The organism is Salmonella sp. 741265055_HSA, assembly GCF_046569525.1.
In the GTDB taxonomy this organism is placed as follows: Bacteria; Pseudomonadota; Gammaproteobacteria; order Enterobacterales; family Enterobacteriaceae; genus Salmonella; species Salmonella enterica.
In genome coordinates, this window is record NZ_JBKFSQ010000017.1 from 81998 (window position 1) to 99014 (window position 17017).

General features: G+C 49.9%; 14 protein-coding genes. 10 read left to right on the forward strand and 4 right to left on the reverse strand.

Annotation, left to right across the window (positions count from 1 at the left end; genetic code table 11):
• The 3 genes from hybG to ACLD4K_RS11635 all read left to right on the forward strand — a co-directional run bounded on the left by hybG (position 1) and on the right by ACLD4K_RS11635 (position 2087).
• Positions 1-249 carry a hydrogenase maturation factor HybG gene (gene hybG, locus ACLD4K_RS11625; protein ID WP_000334890.1) on the forward strand — a complete coding sequence of 83 codons (249 nt, stop codon included), beginning with the start codon at positions 1-3 and terminating at the stop codon, positions 247-249.
• A gap of 75 nt (positions 250-324) precedes the next feature.
• Positions 325-1377 carry an ABC transporter substrate-binding protein gene (locus ACLD4K_RS11630; protein WP_411011896.1) on the forward strand — a complete coding sequence of 351 codons (1053 nt, stop codon included), beginning with the start codon at positions 325-327 and terminating at the stop codon, positions 1375-1377.
• Positions 1377-2087: a molybdate ABC transporter substrate-binding protein gene (locus tag ACLD4K_RS11635; RefSeq protein ID WP_183059499.1), complete on the forward strand. Its 711-nt coding sequence runs from the start codon at positions 1377-1379 to the stop codon at positions 2085-2087. The genes ACLD4K_RS11630 and ACLD4K_RS11635 overlap by 1 nt, the downstream gene beginning before the upstream one ends.
• Before the next feature lie 67 nt (positions 2088-2154).
• Here the strand turns inward: ACLD4K_RS11635 and yghU are convergent, their stop codons facing one another.
• Entirely contained in the window at positions 2155-3021 is an 867-nt protein-coding gene (gene yghU, locus ACLD4K_RS11640) for a glutathione-dependent disulfide-bond oxidoreductase (protein WP_000774852.1), read from the reverse strand.
• Positions 3022-3247: 226 nt separating this feature from the next.
• Here yghU and gss point away from each other — a divergent pair, with 226 nt between their 5' ends.
• Together gss and ACLD4K_RS11650 are read left to right on the forward strand one after the other, a co-directional pair.
• Positions 3248-5104, forward strand: coding sequence for a bifunctional glutathionylspermidine amidase/synthase (gene gss, locus ACLD4K_RS11645; RefSeq protein WP_080110701.1), 1857 nt, complete (start codon positions 3248-3250; stop codon positions 5102-5104).
• 669 nt (positions 5105-5773) lie between these two features.
• Positions 5774-6829 (forward strand): methyl-accepting chemotaxis protein, encoded by a 1056-nt coding sequence (locus tag ACLD4K_RS11650; protein ID WP_000475253.1) that lies wholly within the window; start codon positions 5774-5776, stop codon positions 6827-6829.
• A gap of 300 nt (positions 6830-7129) precedes the next feature.
• Here ACLD4K_RS11650 and uxaC read toward each other — a convergent pair whose 3' ends face one another.
• From uxaC to uxuA, 3 genes are all read right to left on the reverse strand, one after another.
• Positions 7130-8542, reverse strand: a complete 1413-nt coding sequence (gene uxaC, locus ACLD4K_RS11655; RefSeq protein ID WP_000190180.1) for a glucuronate isomerase — start codon at positions 8540-8542, stop codon at positions 7130-7132.
• 11 nt (positions 8543-8553) lie between these two features.
• On the reverse strand, positions 8554-10026 hold the full coding sequence (locus ACLD4K_RS11660; protein ID WP_411011897.1) for a fructuronate reductase: 1473 nt from the start codon (positions 10024-10026) through the stop codon (positions 8554-8556).
• Positions 10027-10136: 110 nt separating this feature from the next.
• A complete protein-coding gene (uxuA, locus tag ACLD4K_RS11665) occupies positions 10137-11321 on the reverse strand; it encodes a mannonate dehydratase (RefSeq protein WP_000815487.1) in 1185 nt (394 codons plus the stop codon).
• A 403-nt stretch (positions 11322-11724) separates the two neighbouring features.
• Between uxuA and ACLD4K_RS11670 the strand changes: the two genes are divergently transcribed.
• The 5 genes from ACLD4K_RS11670 (at position 11725) to iraD (ending at position 16854) form a co-directional block, all read left to right on the forward strand.
• The gene (locus ACLD4K_RS11670; RefSeq protein ID WP_000784371.1) at positions 11725-13029 is read left to right on the forward strand and encodes an MFS transporter; all 1305 of its coding nucleotides are present in this window, start codon (positions 11725-11727) and stop codon (positions 13027-13029) included.
• A gap of 395 nt (positions 13030-13424) precedes the next feature.
• Positions 13425-14303, forward strand: coding sequence for a carbon-nitrogen hydrolase family protein (locus tag ACLD4K_RS11675; protein WP_108638390.1), 879 nt, complete (start codon positions 13425-13427; stop codon positions 14301-14303).
• Between the two features lie 38 nt (positions 14304-14341).
• Positions 14342-15265: a polysaccharide deacetylase family protein gene (locus ACLD4K_RS11680; protein WP_411011898.1), complete on the forward strand. Its 924-nt coding sequence runs from the start codon at positions 14342-14344 to the stop codon at positions 15263-15265.
• Between the two features lie 723 nt (positions 15266-15988).
• Positions 15989-16474: an Hcp family type VI secretion system effector gene (locus ACLD4K_RS11685; RefSeq protein ID WP_411011899.1), complete on the forward strand. Its 486-nt coding sequence runs from the start codon at positions 15989-15991 to the stop codon at positions 16472-16474.
• Positions 16474-16854, forward strand: a complete 381-nt coding sequence (gene iraD / locus ACLD4K_RS11690; RefSeq protein WP_001543513.1) for an anti-adapter protein IraD — start codon at positions 16474-16476, stop codon at positions 16852-16854. Before ACLD4K_RS11685 ends, iraD begins: the two co-directional genes overlap by 1 nt.
• Positions 16855-17017 lie beyond the last annotated feature (163 nt).

Sequence of the window (17017 nt, forward strand, 5' to 3'; positions counted from 1 at the left end):
ATGTGTATTGGCGTCCCCGGTCAGGTGCTGGCCGTCGGAGATGATATTCACCAGCTTGCGCAGGTGGAAGTGTGTGGCATCAAACGTGATGTCAATATTGCTCTGATTTGTGAAGGTAAGCCAGCCGAGTTGATAGGGCAATGGGTATTGGTACACGTTGGTTTTGCGATGAGCATCATTGACGAAGACGAAGCGAAAGCCACGTTAGATGCGCTGCGCCGCATGGAGTACGACATCACCAGCGCGTGATCCCTTAATCACCTCTATTATATCGCTCTATAATCGTTGTATAATTATTTATATATCGATTGTGGGGCGAAACCTATGAATAAATTTTTGCGCCAGCTCTCTCTGCTGGTGTTGCTTTTTTGCTGGCCGTTAATGTCACAGGCGGCGCGTACTTTTACCGATCAAATTGGCCGCCAGGTCACGGTTCCCGACACCGTCGACAGAGTGGTGGTGCTCCAGCATCAAACGCTCAATCTCCTTGTACAGATGAATGCCACTGACAAAATCGTTGGGGTCATGGCGAACTGGAAACAGCAATTAGGCGACGGCTATGCGCGTCTGGCGCCGGAACTGGCGCAAAAAGCCTCGCTGGGCGATCTAACGCACGTTGATCCTGAAAAACTGGTGGCGCTGCGCCCGCAGGTGGTGTTTGTCACGAATTACGCTCCGCAGGAGATGATCGACAAGATCAGCCGTCTTGGCATTCCGGTGGTGGCGATTTCGCTGCGCCATGATGTTGCTGGCGAGCAGGCTAAAATGAACCCGACCCTGGCCGATGAAGAGCAGGCTTACAACCGCGGGCTGCGTGAAGGAATAACGCTGATTGGCGATATCGTCAATAAACCGCAGGAGGCGAAAGCGCTGATTGAGGCGATGGATAAAGGTCGCAAGATGGTCAGCGACCGTTTGCAGTCGGTTCCTGAAAATGAGCGGGTTCGCGCCTATATGGCGAATCCGGAGCTGACCACCTACGGTTCCGGTAAATATACCGGTCTGATGATGGCCCATGCAGGGGCGCTGAATGTAGCGGCATCCACGGTGAAAGGCTTTAAGCAGGTGACAATGGAGCAGGTGATCGCCTGGGATCCGCAGGTGATCTTTGTCCAGAATCGCTATCCAAAGGTCGTCAATGAGATCCTGCACAATCCCCAGTGGCAGGTCATTGACGCGGTGAAGCATCATCGGGTTTACCTGATGCCGGATTATGCCAAAGCCTGGGGATATCCGATGCCGGAGGCGATGGGAATCGGCGAACTGTGGATGGCGAAAAAACTCTATCCGGAAAAATTCCACGATATTGACATGCAAAAGGCCGCTAACGACTGGTATCAACGTTTTTACCGTACTGACTATCAGGGCGTACAGTGATGCGAATACTGGCAGCGGGGAGCTTGCGTGTCGTCTGGCCGCAGCTAATGGCGGCGTTTCAGGCGGATGCGGTATGTGATTTCGGTCCGGCGGGGCTGTTACGTGAACGCATCGAAGCGGGCGAAGCGTGCGACTTTTTTGCTTCGGCGAACCTGGCGCATCCGCAGGCGCTGCTGGAAAGCGGGCGGGCACTGCGGGTCGCGCCTTTTACGACGAACCGTTTGTGTCTGAGCGTGCGGGCACAGGCGATGCGTGAAGGCGAGGACTGGCTGTCGCTATTAACCCGGCGGGATCTGCGGATCGGCACCTCAACAGCAGGTTGCGATCCTTCCGGCGATTATACGCAGCAGCTTTTTTCGCGGATGGGCAACGAGGGCGAAGCGGTCCGAAAACGCGCGGTAGCGCTGGTTGGCGGCAGGCAGACTTTGCCGTTACCGGCGGGCCGGCTGGCGGCGGAATGGCTCATCAATCATGATTACACAGATATCTTTATCGGCTATGCCAGCTATGCTCCCAGGCTACGGCTGGTTAATTCGCTGCGAGTGGTTGATATCCCGGAACCTTATAATCCCGTGGCTGAATATGGCTTTGCCTGCCTGAGCGAGCAGGGAAAAACGCTTGCCGACTTTTTACTGTCAGCACGGGCGAGGTTGATTCTCATGCAACATGGGTTTAGTGAAGCGCCGCATATGACACACTCGCAGAACTGATAAGCAAAGCGTCAGCAGGGAATACCATGCCGGATGACGACATTACTACCTCATCCGGCATTATGGTTTAACTTTGACGTTTATCTTCGGTATGGTTTTCGAAGTCGCTGGCGTCATGGCGTTCGTGAAGCTGTTCGTTCAATGGGCCGTTGGTCCGGTTGACAATGCGCCCCCGCTTTACCGCCGGACGTTCGGCTACCTGTTTCGCCCAGCGTTGTACGTTTTGATAGCTTCCGGCATCCAGAAACTCCGCTGCATCATAGACATTCCCCAGCACCACGTTGCCGAACCATGGCCAGATGGCCATATCGGCAATAGTGTACTCTTCTCCCGCGACATACGGGTGGTGAGCTAACTGCTTATCCAGCACGTCCAACAGACGCTTGGCTTCCATGGTGAAGCGATTAATGGCGTACTCAATTTTTACCGGCGCATAATGATAGAAATGACCGAAACCGCCGCCGAGGAACGGCGCCGCGCCCTGTAGCCAGAACAACCAGTTAAGGGTTTCTGTGCGCTTAGCCAGATCCTGCGGCAGGAAATGGCCAAACTTATCCGCCAGATAAACAAGAATTGCGCCCGACTCAAAAACCCGAATCGGCGGGTTGTGTGAATTATCGCGCAGCGCCGGAATTTTTGAGTTCGGATTGATGTCAACAAAGCCGCTGGAGAACTGATCGCCCTCGCCGATGCGAATCAACCAGGCGTCATATTCGGCGCCGGTCACGCCCAGCGCCAGGAGCTCTTCCAGCATAATGGTCACTTTCTGGCCGTTAGGCGTCCCCAGCGAATAGAGCTGTAACGGATGTTTGCCGACGGGCAGCGTTTTGTCGTGCGTCGGGCCGGAAACCGGGCGATTAATGTTAGCGAACGCGCCGCCGCCGGATTTATCCCACGTCCAGACTTTTGCGGGTTGATAAGTATTATCTGCCATATTGACCTGCCTTCACAGTGGTGGTGTTGAAGCAGTGTAGCAGCTTGCTAGTCGGACATTTAACCGATTGGGACATTCCGGCGAGTGAAATTTTAACCTTCTGGCCTCAGTGTACCTTATTGAGGTGTATGATTATGTCGACCTCTGTCCGGTTAGTGTCACAGAGCAGACAATCAGAGCGAAATCACGCCAGGCTGCTCAGGCGGTCTTGTTTTGAGGTAAGTGCATGAGCAAAGGAACCACCAGTCAGGATGCCCCCTTCGGGACATTATTGGGTTACGCCCCCGGCGGCGTAGCGATCTACTCTTCAGATTACAATTCCCTCGATCCGTGGGACGACGACGACGCAGCTTTTCGTAGCTACATCGACGATGAATACATGGGGCATAAATGGCAGTGCGTGGAATTTGCCCGCCGTTTTCTCTTTCTGAATTATGGCGTTGTTTTTACTGACGTCGGCATGGCCTGGGAAATCTTCTCGCTGCGTTTTCTGCGCGAGGTCGTGAATGACAATATTTTGCCTTTGCAGGCCTTCCCGAACGGTTCGCCGCGCGCGCCGGAGGCCGGGGCGCTGCTCATCTGGCAAAAGGGTGGCGAGTTTAACGAAACCGGGCACGTCGCGATTATCACCCAGCTCCTGGATAACAAAATTCGTATTGCTGAGCAAAACGTTATCCACACGCCATTGCCGCCAGGGCAGCAGTGGACTCGCGAACTGGAAATGGTCGTAGAAAACGGGTGTTACACCCTGCGCGACACCTTTGATGACACGACGATTTTAGGCTGGATGATCCAGACCGACGACACGCAATACAGTTTGTCACAGCCTGACATCGCGAATCAGTCGCTGGCGATTCGCGGCGCAAGACTGCCAGAGAAAGGTCAGTTTGACGGTCAGTGGCTGGATGAGCGCGATCCGTTACAAAAAGCCTATGTACAGGCGAACGGACACGTTATCAATCAGGACCCGTACCAGTATTTTACCATCACTGAGAGCGCTGAACAGGAGCTTATCAAAGCGACCAATGAGTTGCATTTGATGTACCTGCACGCCACGGACAAAGTTTTAAAAGACGATAATCTGCTGGCGCTATTCGATATCCCCAAAATTCTTTGGCCGCGCCTGCGTCTCTCCTGGCAGCGCCGTCGTCACCATATGATCACCGGTCGTATGGATTTCTGCATGGATGAACGTGGGCTGAAAGTCTATGAATACAATGCCGATTCCGCATCATGCCATACCGAAGCGGGATTAATTCTCGAAAAATGGGCTGAGCAGGGCTATACCGGTAAAGGGCATAACCCGGCGGAGGGCTTAATTAACGAGCTGGCAGGCGCCTGGAAACACAGTAAAGCGCGTCCTTTCGTCCATATCATGCAGGATGATGATATCGAGGAGGACTATCACGCGCAGTTTATGCAGCAGGCGCTGCATCAGGCCGGTTTCGCGAGCAAAATTCTCCGCGGGCTGGGCGAATTGCGCTGGGATGACGCCGGGCAGTTGATCGATGGCGACGGACGGCTGGTGAATTGTGTCTGGAAAACCTGGGCGTGGGAAACGGCGATAGAGCAGATACGCGAAGTCAGCGAGACGGAGTATGCCGCAGTGCCTATTCGTACCGGGCACCCGGAAAATGAAGTCCGGCTGATTGATGTATTACTGCGCCCGGAAGTGTTGGTGTTTGAACCGCTGTGGACGGTGATCCCGGGTAACAAAGCGATCCTGCCCATCCTGTGGTCGCTCTTCCCGCATCATCGCTATTTGCTCGACACGGATTTTACCGTTAACGATGAGCTGGTGCAGACCGGCTATGCGGTAAAACCGATTGCCGGACGTTGCGGTAGTAATATTGATTTGGTGAGTCATCAGGAAGAGCTCCTGGATAAAACCAGCGGCAAGTTCGCCACGCAGAAAAATATCTATCAGCAGTTGTGGTGCCTGCCGAAGGTCGCCGGGAAGTATATTCAGGTCTGTACGTTTACCGTGGGCGGTAACTACGGCGGTACGTGCCTGCGCGGTGATGATTCATTAGTCATTAAAAAAGAGAGCGATATTGAACCGTTAATCGTCATCAAAGCGTAACGGGGTCATTCTCGTCGGGATATCGGCGTTGGTGCCGATATCCCGCCTGTTGTGTTTACCAGCGAACGGCTGTCAGCCTGCCATTTACTGGTAACATATGAGAAATAATATCAAAAATTATTCTTAACTTTTCTGACGCAGGCGGTGACGCTCGCCGCGTTGGCGCATCCGTTTCCTGATTTTCGACTAATCGATACTTTTTGCGGCTGGTTACGCCGCCCCTATCCCTTTGGATTTAGGTCATGCCTGTTTGGCTGGTAAACGGACAGCATAATATATTGATGAGTCCAAATGATATGATTGGTCATATAAAAAGTTTACGTTAGGTTATTTTTCTATTGCAAAAGTTTGCGTTTAAACCCTGTCTGCAATCTTCGGGCCGAGATATAGATACACCTAAGTAAATGCGGTTAATTATTATTCAGCTATTATTGTCAGCCTTGTAAATAATATTTCCGTATAAAGCAAAGCGACTTCCATTATGACTATTAATGGTATTGTTGAATAGTTTACTTTGTAATTATTTAAGTTTGGTGGACGTTTTGTCTTATTCTGGTGAGCGTATGGTTATGGCAGATGACAGCCGATTTTTCATTATGTTAGCATGAGTTGATAATACTTTATCCAGGCATAGATCAGGATGTCCACATATAATAAGGAGAATGGTATATGTTTAAAAAAGTATTAGGCTTGCGCCACTGGAATAATAATGTTGTAAAAATACCGCCGCCAGCAGAATCTGGCGCTAATGCGTCTGACGTGGTGGTGGATACTCCTGAGCCTTATGAGCGGATACTGTGTCAAAAAATTCTGATGGGGATCTCGACGATCGATATCATTCGTAATGCCATCATTAAGTCCTGTGAGCAGCTCAACATTGAAAAAGAACGCATTAATGAACTTAACGAACAGAATGATAAAGCCAGAAGTTCATTAAAATCGCTCGTGGAATTTATCACCGAAATTGGCACGACTTCATCGGATATTGGCTGTCGTATGGGCGACTTAAATACCTCCTTAACGCAAATTAATGCGTGTATTAAAGAGATACAGAAGATCGCTAACCAGACCAATTTGATAGCGATTAACTCCGCGATCGAGGCCGCGCGCGTAGGGGATGCCGGGCGTGGTTTTAGCGTTATTTCGAAAGAAGTGAAAAACCTGTCCGAAGATGTTAAACACAGTTCGAAAAGCGTCAGTACGTTAACCTCTGTAATCAAAGATAATACGGCCAGAGTGAGTGAGGTGCTGGATAACCAACAGCCGGTTATTGATAATATTACGACTAACATAAATCAAATTGTGGAGTCTATTGGCATCGTCATCGATAAATCGCTGAGCATGAAATCGGTCATGCAGTACATCTCTACGGTGCAGTTTTTGAATATTGTCAAAGTTGACCATGTTATCTGGAAAATGGAAGTCTACAAATTACTCTTAAATAAAGACATAAACAGTAAAATAACGATGCACGATCAGTGTCGGCTGGGGAAATGGTACTACGGTTTTGAAGGGCAGCAGTTTAGCAATTACTACAGTTTCCGTAGTCTGGAAGCGCCGCATAAAGAGGTGCATACCGCTGGTCACTCTGCGCTGAACTATTTTGCCGCAGGCGATATGAATGCGATGTCGCAAGAACTCGACAGAATGGAGCGATCCAGTAATGAGGTGGTTAACCAGCTGGAAATGCTGGCTGTCGATTTGTTAAAAGAAACCACACTGTGAAGTCATAAGTTATTACCGTATAACCAACAGGAGCCATCATCAACAGGACTGATGTATCACACTTTCTGCACTGGAGTTATTCCGGACAGAGAAAAGAAGCATGACGCAGAAGATGGCTGTGTTTGTTCACCCGAATCACTTACATTAGTAAGTGATTCGGGATTAATCAGCAACCTCTTTGCTTTTTATCGACGGCCAGACTTTGGCTGGAAAAGTGCATTACTGCTAAATTTCTCACTCTCTTACCGCCTTCCTGCCCCCTCGAAATACCTGAAACCTGTGCTCACAGATTAATAGCGATTATTTAATCGTGAAATAACGTTGGGCATTATTGAAGCAGATATCCTGAACCATACGGCTTAGCATCGCTTCATCATCAGGAATCTCTCCGTCCTGCGCCCACTGTCCCAGCAGGTTACAGAGAATACGACGGAAATATTCATGTCGCGTATAAGAAAGGAAACTGCGGGAGTCGGTCAGCATCCCGACAAACTGACTTAACAGTCCCATTTGCGACAGTTGCTCCAGTTGGCGCAGCATCCCGTCTTTCTGATCGTTAAACCACCAGCCGGAACCAAACTGCACTTTTCCGGCAATTCCCGGCCCCTGGAAGTTACCGATCATGGTCGCCAGGACTTCGTTATCACGTGGGTTCAGGCAATAGAGGATAGTCTTGGGCAGTTCATTGGTCACATCCATACTGTCGAGCAAACGGGAGAGCGCCCAGCTAATGTTATTATCGCCAATGGAGTCAAAGCCGGTATCCGGTCCCAGCAGGCGGAACATCCGGGTATTATTATTACGGATCGCGCCAATATGTAGCTGCATCACCCAGCCGCGCGCGGCGTACTGACGGCCCAGCCAGACCAGCACCGCCGTGGTAAACTGGGCGATCTCAAGTTCGCTCAGCGTTTCGCCAGCCAGACGTTTGCCCAGAATGGCGTCAAGCTGCGCGTCGTCGGGCACCGGCGCAAATCGCAGCGTTTCAATGCCATGATCGGACGCGCGGCAGCCGCAGGCGGCGAAATGGTCGAGACGGCGAGTGAGCGCCTGACGTAAATCGTCGAAACGGGTAATGCTGACATCTGCCGCCGCTTCCAGTTTCCCCAGGTAATCGACAAAGCCGTCCAGTTCGATTTTGAATACTTTGTCGGGGCGCCAGCTTGGCGCGACTTCAATATCAATGCTGTCGTCGGCGGCTATCTGGCGGTGATATTCCAGAGAATCTATCGGGTCGTCGGTGGTTCCGACCATCCGCACATTCATCTGCTGCATAATACCGCGCGCGGAAAAGGCCGGCGTCGCCAGTTTCTCATTACACTGCGTCCAGATACTTTCTGCGGTATCCGGTCCGAACAGCGTACCTGTAATGCCAAATGGACGGCGTAGTTCAAGGTGCGTCCAGTGATACAGCGGATTACCCAGCGTTTTTGGTACGGTATTGGCCCAGGCCATATATTTTTCATAATCGCTGGTCTCTTTGCCGGTGATCAGCGACTCATCCACGCCTGCGCTTCGTAGCGCTCGCCATTTATAGTGGTCGCCTTCCAGCCAGATCTGACCGAGGTTATCGAAACGGCGATCGTCGGCGATTTCCTGCGGACTTAAATGGCAGTGGAAGTCATAAATCGGCATGGGCGCGGCGTATTTATGGTACAGCGTGCGGGCAATGTCGTTTTTAAGTAGAAAATCTTCAGTCATAAACGTAGCCATGATTTATCTCCTTACTTAGCCAGCGCTTCTACCGTGGCTTTCGCGCCATTCTGCAATAGCTGTTGGTAAGCGTCGGTAACGGCTTGCACAAATTCGTGGTTCTTCGGCAGGTCGCTGCCAAAGATAGATTCGATGGCCAGTAGCCCGCGAACGCGTTCTTCCGGCGTCTGATATTGCTGATGAATCGCCTGATACTGCGCGAGCAGCGGATCGACGACATCAATGGTTTTACCTTGTTCATCGACACCGCCGACGTAACGCATCCATCCGGCGACGCCCAGCGTCAGGCGGCGATAGTCATCGCCCTGTTGCAAGTGCAGACGCACCGGGTCCAACAAACGCTGCGGCAGTTTCTGACTGCCATCCATCGCGATCTGCCAGGTGCGGTGTTTCAACGAGGGGTTAGTGAAACGCGCGATCAACAAATTCGCATACCCTTCCAGATCGGTGCCTTCCGGCATTGATAACGTCGGCGCTTGTTCATCAAGCATCAGCGCCAGCGCCGCGCGCCGGTAAGCCGGGTTGGTCATGGTATCGGCGATAGTGTCATACCCGCCGAGATAACCCAGATAGGCGAGGAAAGAGTGACTGCCGTTAAGCATACGCAGCTTCATCATTTCAAACGGTACGACGTCTGCAACGAATTGCGCGCCGACGGTGTCCCAGTCCGGGCGACCATTCACAAAGTTATCTTCGATGACCCACTGGCGGAAGGGTTCGCAGGCGATAGCGCAAGGATCATAAACCCCTAACTGGTCGGCAACCAGTTGTAGCGTCTCTTCGGTCGCCGCCGGAACAATGCGGTCAACCATGGTGCAGGGGAAGGTCACATTGTCGGCAATCCATGCGGCGAGGGCGGCATCGCGAGCTTTTGCCAGGCCGAGGACGGCAGCCTTCGCGACGTGACCATTCTCGCGTACGTTATCACACGACAGCACGGTAAAAGCTTTCAGTCCTTGCTCCCGGCGCATGTTTAGCGCTTCGACAATATAGCCAATGGCGGATTTAGGCTGCTGTGGATGGGCAAGATCGTTTTGGATCAGCGGGTTATTGACATCAAGCTCGCCGCTGGCGGGGTCGGTGCAGTAGCCTTTTTCGGTCACGGTTAAGGAGACGATGGCGGTTTCCGGGCGCGCCATTGCCGCCAGAATCCCTGCATGGCTGTCGAATTCAGGGTGCAGCGCTTCTTTCATTGAACCGATAATTTTCAGTTCGGTGCTTTCTGCGCCGCGTTCTGCAACGGTGTACAGCAGATTTTGCGCTTTCAGGTTCGCGATCAGCCGCGCGTCGTTACCCGGCATCAGGTTCACTTCACAAATGCCCCAGTCGCTGTCGCTCTTTTCCAGTAGATGATGGGTAAAGAGCGCCTGGTGCGCGCGGTGAAACGCCCCGCAGCCCAGATGCACAATACGGGATACCAGACGTGATTTGTCCCAGTTTGGGCGGGCGACGGAAACCTGGGCGGTGGCGATATTCTGTTCCATTGCAAACTCCTGTCATTCGACGTCTTCGCCCGCGATCTCCGGGGCGAGGCATGTTGCTATTGCATTGAGTAGGGGAAATCGCATGACGCGTCGCGCCATGCGAAAGAAGGTTATTTGCTAAAGAAAGCGCGCTGGATAGCCAGTTCGACGCCGCGGACTTCCGCAAGCCCTTTCAGACGGCCAATGGCGGAATAACCCGGATTCGTTTTCTTCTTCAGATCGTCCAGCATCTGATGACCGTGGTCCGGGCGCATCGGGATCAGATCGTCGCTACCTTCGGCTTTACGACGGTGCTCTTCTTCCACAATCGCTTTAACGACTTCATACATATCCACATCGCCGTGCAAATGGGCGGCCTCGTGGAAGGTCTTCGGATTCTCTTCGCGCAGCGTAGAGCGCAGATGCGTAAAGTAGATGCGCGGACCAAATTGCTTGATCATATCAACCAGATCGTTGTCGGCGCGCACGCCGTAAGATCCGGTACACATGGTGAAGCCGTTCGCCATGCTATTAACGGTTTCCACCATCCATTGCATATCTTCAATGGTAGAGACAATGCGCGGCAGGCCGAGAATAGGGCGCGGCGGATCGTCAGGGTGAACGGCCATACGCACGCCAACCTCGTCGGCAACCGGAATAATGGCTTTCAGGAAATAGGCAAAATGTTCACGCAGTTTTGCTTTATCGATATCTTTATACGTCGCCAGGTGTTGACGGAACTGATCCAGCGTATAGCCTTCTTCCGCGCCAGGTAAACCGGCAATAATGTTGCGGGTCAGACGTGCTTTGTCTTCCTCGCTCATGGTGGCGAAACGCCGCTCTGCCTGAGCAATCTCTTCTGCCGTATAGTCGGCTTCTGCTCCCGGACGCTTCAGGATGTGCAGTTCGAACGCGGCGAATTCAATCTGGTCAAAACGCAACGCTTTGGAACCATCCGGTAATACGTATTCCAGATCCGTACGTGTCCAGTCCAGCACCGGCATAAAGTTATAGCAAACCGTATAGATACCGCATTGCGCCAGGTTACGCAGCGTTTGCTGGTAGTTTTTGATCCATAAATCGTACTGACCGGTGTGGGTTTTGATATCTTCGTGGATAGGTACGCTCTCTACCACAGACCACTCCAGACCCGCCTCTTCAACGATAGCTTTACGTTTCTGGATCTCGTCTACCGACCAAATTTCTCCATTCGGGATATGGTGTAACGCCGTTACCACGCCGGTTGCGCCAGCCTGGCGTACATCTGACAGCGTTACCGGGTCGTTAGGTCCGTACCAGCGCCAGGTTTGTTTCATATCTCGTTTCCTCTTCTTGCGATAACGTCTTCGTGGTTGACCCATTGCCAGCCAACATCGAAACGTGCTTTGTAAACCCGTTCTGCCCCCTAAATTCAACCAAAATTTTTCTCATGTCAACCTTATTGTCTAAATTGGCTAACCAAATCACAAATATCATCATTCACGGTCTGCCAATTTTATTTATTTGATCTGTGTCAATTTTTACTGGGTGAAAAACATTCACCATTCAACTTGAAATGAGTTGATGTATTTATTTCAAGAATATTAAGGGCGGGAGTTGCCGCCAGATTTTGACCGGTCCGGATGAGAAAATATTGATTGGTCAACCAATTTTGTGATTTCAGTTTTCCCGCTACAGGTCAGACGGCGCGGAGCTAATGTTTTTTAACGAGGCTTTATCATGAAGATGACAAAATTAAGATGGTGGATTATCGGCCTGGTCTGCGTAGGGACCATCGTAAACTACCTGTCCCGTAGCTCGCTTAGCGTTGCGGCGCCAGCGATGATGAAAGAACTCCATTTTGATGAGCAACAATATTCCTGGGTGGTGAGCGCCTTCCAGCTTTGTTACACCATTGCGCAGCCGATCACCGGCTATTTGATGGATGTCATCGGACTGAAAATCGGCTTCTTTATCTTTGCCTTGTTATGGTCGCTGATTAACATGGCGCACGCGCTGGCCGGCGGCTGGATAAGCCTGGCATTTCTGCGTGGTCTGATGGGGCTAACCGAAGCGTCAGCGATTCCGGCCGGGATTAAAGCCAGCGCCGAATGGTTCCCGACGAAAGAACGCGGTATTGCGGGGGGACTGTTTAATATCGGTACTTCAATTGGCGCGATGCTGGCGCCGCCGCTGGTGGTCTGGGCGATGCTGACCTTTGCTGATAGCGGCATCGGTACTGAAATGGCGTTTGTGATTACCGGTGGGATCGGCGTGCTGTTCGCCATCACCTGGTTCCTGATTTATAACTCGCCAAATAAACACCCGTGGATCACCCACAAAGAGCTGCGTTATATCGAAGACGGCCAGGAAAGCTATCTCCAGGACGATAACAAAAAACCGGCCGTTAAAGAGATCGTTAAAAAGCGTAACTTCTGGGCGTTGGCGATAACCCGTTTTCTGGCTGACCCGGCATGGGGAACGCTGAGTTTCTGGATGCCGCTGTATCTGATTAACGTGATGCATCTGCCGTTAAAAGAGATCGCCATGTTTGCCTGGCTGCCGTTCCTGGCGGCGGACTTTGGCTGCGTTGCAGGCGGTTTCCTGGCGAAGTTCTTCATGGAAAAGATGCACATGACCACGATCAATGCGCGTCGTTGTAGCTTTACCATCGGCGCTGTTTTGATGATTTCGATCGGTTTTGTCAGCATTACGACTAACCCGTATGTCGCCATTGCATTGATGAGTATTGGCGGTTTTGCGCACCAGACGCTGTCTACCGTCGTGATTACCATGAGCGCTGACCTGTTCAAGAAAAATGAGGTCGCGACGGTTGCCGGTCTGGCAGGATCTGCGGCATGGATGGGACAGTTAAGCTTCAACCTGTTTATGGGGGCGTTGGTCGCTATTATCGGTTACGGCCCGTTCTTCATTGCACTCAGTCTGTTCGATATTATCGGCGCCATCATCCTGTGGGTACTGATTAAAGATCCAGAAAAGCACCACCCGCCAATGACGGAGCAGCCGCTGGCGTCTCACCGCTAAAGCTGTCTCGGTTTCACAGGCCTGATAAGCGAAGCGCTACTGGCCTCTAACGGCCACCTTCGGGTGGCCGTCTTCATCACCCTTATCGGTAAAAATACGCGTTGGTTTTATACCAGCGCGTTATCCTTTAGTTTGCCTGATTATTTTCAGATGCTGAAAATAATATTGTGGTAAGAGTTATTGTTTTTCGCCAGGATTTTTATCGACTCTCTGCCTCGCTACGATCATCGATAAAATTCCCTTTATGTAAATAAAGGTTAAATGCTTCTACTCTTTTTCTCATATATTTTGCGCAGCCTCACAAAAAATAACCTGATGTTGTAATGCCCACTATATAATATGCTCCATACACTATACGTTAATTGGAGTTTAAATTTCATGCCGGGGATATCACGATGTCACGTAATTTTACTGTTTCAGCCTGTCAGTATATTGTTACTGAAATAAACACTTTTGAAGATTTCATAACAAAGGTAAGAATACTTCTTAATAAAAGTCAGGGGGCTGATGTCGTTATCTTCCCGGAGCTATTTACCATTGAGCTATTTACCCTATTGAAAAAATGGCAAGAAAGACCCATTTCACACCTTACTTTAATTGATCAGTTCACGGATGCCTATAAGCAGCTTTTTCAACAGGAAGCGAAAGAAAGAGGACAGTTCATTATTGCTGGCTCTCATCTGGAGCAGACCGGAGCAGATCGCTATGAGAATGTTGCGCATATATGGGGACCCGATGGCGAACATTATGCTCACAGTAAGACGCATATTTTCCCGGCTGAACGGGGTTGGTATACTCAGGAAGGCGATAAAATGGCTGTTTTTCAACTGCCATTTGCAAAAGTAGGTTTTAATATTTGTTATGAAGCAGAAATACCGGAGTGTGCCGCGACGCTGGCGGAACAGGGTGTGGAGTTAATTTTAACGCCTTCCGCTACGTTTACTGAACAGGGATTTTGGCGAGTCAGGCATTGTTGCCACGCACGTTGTATTGAAAATCAAATTTATCTTGTTCACTGTTGCCTGGGCGGAAACCCGGGTGGACCACTGCCTGGCTGCTGGGCCCGAAGTTCAATTTTAAGCCCCTGTGATGTCGTGTGGAACAATCCACAAGGTATTATTGCAGAGGCGCATGTCAATCAAGAGGATGTCATTTCAGGAGAAATTAACCTCGATGTTCTATATGAAAATAGACTTGGGGGAGCAGCAACAACGTTCAAGGACAGACGCAGAAAAACAGGCATATATAATATCTGGCCATCACACATTAAATAACAGAATGTGTCCCTTCTATGTATTAACTGGAGGTCGTTATGGGATATTTAAATTTACCTGAGGGTAAAAAGATTGCGGTCAATCTTGGTGTTGATGTAGATGCTCAGTCTTTATGGCTGGGCGGATTTAATCGACCATCGCCATCCTTTATGTCACGAGGAGAGTTTGGTGCACAAGTTGGCGTACCAAGGCTTCTGAAATTGTTTAAAGAAAATAATATCAAAACCACCTTTTTTATTCCCGGACACACTGTAGACACCTTCCCGGAAATCAGTAAAGCGATTTTTGATGCCGGGCATGAAATCGCTCACCATGGCTACTATCATGAAAACCCGACGCTGGTGAATCGTGATACAGAACACCGACTTATGGATCTGGCGTTCGCCTGTTATAAAAGACATTTCGGCATACGTCCGGTGGGATACCGTTCTCCCTATTGGGATTATAGCGAGAATACGCTGGATCTTCTGGAGGAAGCCGGTTTTCTCTATGACAGTAGCCTGATGGCGAGAGATTTTGTGCCTTACCATCCTCAACGTTGGCAGGTGAATTGGGAGACGGGAAATATCGCTGGCCCGGCCAGCGCGATTCTGGAAATTCCTGTTAGCTGGTATCTGGATGATTTTCCCGCACTGGCGTATACCGGCAACCAGGAGGGGATGAGCGATACTGACGGTGTTCTGCGACGCTGGAAGGATATTTTTACCTATGCTTATAACCATCAGGAAAACGGTTTATATGCGATGGCTCTTCATCCGCAGATAATCGGTCATGGGCATCATATGATGATGTTGTCACGTTTGATTGAACATATTAAAGGGCATGATGGCGTATGGTTTGCAACCTGTGAAGAGATAGCCAGTGTCTGGGTGGATGACGAAGAGGATCGACAAAAAATGCTCCGTCCTGATGTTCGTGGCGTAGCGCCGGTTCCGGATGATTATGGCTGGCCAGGCAAATGATATCACCTCATGACAATGTTAATATCAGTCGGGTAACGGATTACCCGGGCAGAAGTTACCTGTTTGCCCGCTCGTTAATGCATATTGTCCATCAGAAAGGGAGGCTATCCTGGGACATATAAAATCTTTTTTATTTCGGTCAAAACGTTAATCAACAAGAATAGTTTGTTTTTTGATTTAAATCATTTTTTGTGTTCACAGGAAAATAAGTAAATAACATTTATAATGTGAGTATTAAGAAAAATAAAATTTCCATAGTGATTAATTTTTATTTAAGGCTTTGATTTTTAATGTTTTTATATGTGTTAATTGATGTAAATCAATTTGGAATTTTTTATTAAATAAGTAAAAATTAAGTTGATATTTGCTTGTTGATGTGTTTTTTATATATAGCTGACTATTATTCTGAAATGTCAATTTTTGAATAACGACGCTGTGATATCGGCACCAGGGATACTTTGCGATAAAAGGGATTGAATATGGCAGAGAGCGTTCAGTATAACCTCAATTGTATTTGGCCACAGCGGGCCAAAACCCTCTATTGCATTGCAACCAGCCGAATAACGTTCATCAGACGCGGGTAAACGTTGGCAAAATCCCTGCAAACCTGGCGCTTTTCACGCTGTATTTTTGGTAGTTGCGCTTTTAATAAGAGTCACAAGCGTTGGCCGCCGGTATTCGTCTGGCTGCTTAACTGCCACCTGATCAACAAGGAGATAAATCATGGATGTGATTTTTTTAAAGCTCGACAATATCAAAGGCGAAAGCCAGGTTGAAGGCTTTGAAGATCAGATAGAGATCATGTCTTATAGCCACAATGTGGCAATGCAGGTAAATAACGATGTTAGCCTCACTGAGCGGACTTCCGGGCGCGCGCATGTTGGTGAAATGTCGCTCACCAAATTTGTCGACCTCGCCACGCCTGTGCTCAATGAGTACTGCTGTAGCGGGAGGCTAATTAGAACAGCGGTGCTGACGTTGTGCCGCAATGACGACGGCAAAATGCGGTCGCTTATCGTTTATACCCTGACAAACGCGCTGATATCACAACTCAGTGTTAGCGGCGGCGCCGGCGGTAAGCCGGTGGAAACGATGTCGCTGAACTTCACGAAAATCGAATGGCAAATCACTGCCGAGAAATCAGACGGCGCTCAACAGGAGTCCAGATCGTCAGTATGGGATCTGGCGATGGACCAGATAGGGAAATGATGATGACGCCAACCATTCCGGTCGCGCTATTCGACAGGCTCTTGGTTGAGGGGATAAGCCCACATGAATTGGTACGCCGCAAGTTAATGTGTTTATTCAACTCTTGCGCTGTGGCAGGTGGCGAGACATTACCGCCGCTGCTCACTCGGGGTATGCCGGAATGGCACGAGGTGAATGTGGGTGACAAACGGGTTCTCAACTGGTTTTGCCGTGAGCTTCGCGCTGCTATTTTACGTTATGAACCGAGCATCAACATGCTGAAAGTCAGTGTAAAAGATGCCCATCATCAGACGCTGGCGTTGTCTTTGGAAGCGATGTTACAGGATGAGTCTGAACCGTTAAGACTGGAGATAGCCTACTCTAACGGTAGATGGCGCTAGTAATGCAGAAAAGAAGATAGTGTTAGGAATTCTGTGTCATTCCAGTAATATACAATCAAAAAGGAATGACACATGTCCCAGCCCTTCGATTTCGACAAAGCACTTAAAGCCCTCCAGTCCGGTCAGGTATTAACGGGCAATGATGGTATTTTAGAGCTATTAA

What these genes read in the sequence shown, in the direction of transcription:
- hybG (WP_000334890.1), top strand. Translation starts at nt 1, where the DNA reads ATGTGTATTGGCGTCCCCGGTCAGGTGCTGGCCGTCGGAGATGATATT.
- ACLD4K_RS11630 (WP_411011896.1), top strand. Translation starts at nt 325, where the DNA reads ATGAATAAATTTTTGCGCCAGCTCTCTCTGCTGGTGTTGCTTTTTTGC.
- ACLD4K_RS11635 (WP_183059499.1), top strand. Translation starts at nt 1,377, where the DNA reads ATGCGAATACTGGCAGCGGGGAGCTTGCGTGTCGTCTGGCCGCAGCTA.
- yghU (WP_000774852.1), bottom strand. Translation starts at nt 3,021, where the DNA reads ATGGCAGATAATACTTATCAACCCGCAAAAGTCTGGACGTGGGATAAA.
- gss (WP_080110701.1), top strand. Translation starts at nt 3,248, where the DNA reads ATGAGCAAAGGAACCACCAGTCAGGATGCCCCCTTCGGGACATTATTG.
- ACLD4K_RS11650 (WP_000475253.1), top strand. Translation starts at nt 5,774, where the DNA reads ATGTTTAAAAAAGTATTAGGCTTGCGCCACTGGAATAATAATGTTGTA.
- uxaC (WP_000190180.1), bottom strand. Translation starts at nt 8,542, where the DNA reads ATGGCTACGTTTATGACTGAAGATTTTCTACTTAAAAACGACATTGCC.
- ACLD4K_RS11660 (WP_411011897.1), bottom strand. Translation starts at nt 10,026, where the DNA reads ATGGAACAGAATATCGCCACCGCCCAGGTTTCCGTCGCCCGCCCAAAC.
- uxuA (WP_000815487.1), bottom strand. Translation starts at nt 11,321, where the DNA reads ATGAAACAAACCTGGCGCTGGTACGGACCTAACGACCCGGTAACGCTG.
- ACLD4K_RS11670 (WP_000784371.1), top strand. Translation starts at nt 11,725, where the DNA reads ATGAAGATGACAAAATTAAGATGGTGGATTATCGGCCTGGTCTGCGTA.
- ACLD4K_RS11675 (WP_108638390.1), top strand. Translation starts at nt 13,425, where the DNA reads ATGTCACGTAATTTTACTGTTTCAGCCTGTCAGTATATTGTTACTGAA.
- ACLD4K_RS11680 (WP_411011898.1), top strand. Translation starts at nt 14,342, where the DNA reads ATGGGATATTTAAATTTACCTGAGGGTAAAAAGATTGCGGTCAATCTT.
- ACLD4K_RS11685 (WP_411011899.1), top strand. Translation starts at nt 15,989, where the DNA reads ATGGATGTGATTTTTTTAAAGCTCGACAATATCAAAGGCGAAAGCCAG.
- iraD (WP_001543513.1), top strand. Translation starts at nt 16,474, where the DNA reads ATGATGACGCCAACCATTCCGGTCGCGCTATTCGACAGGCTCTTGGTT.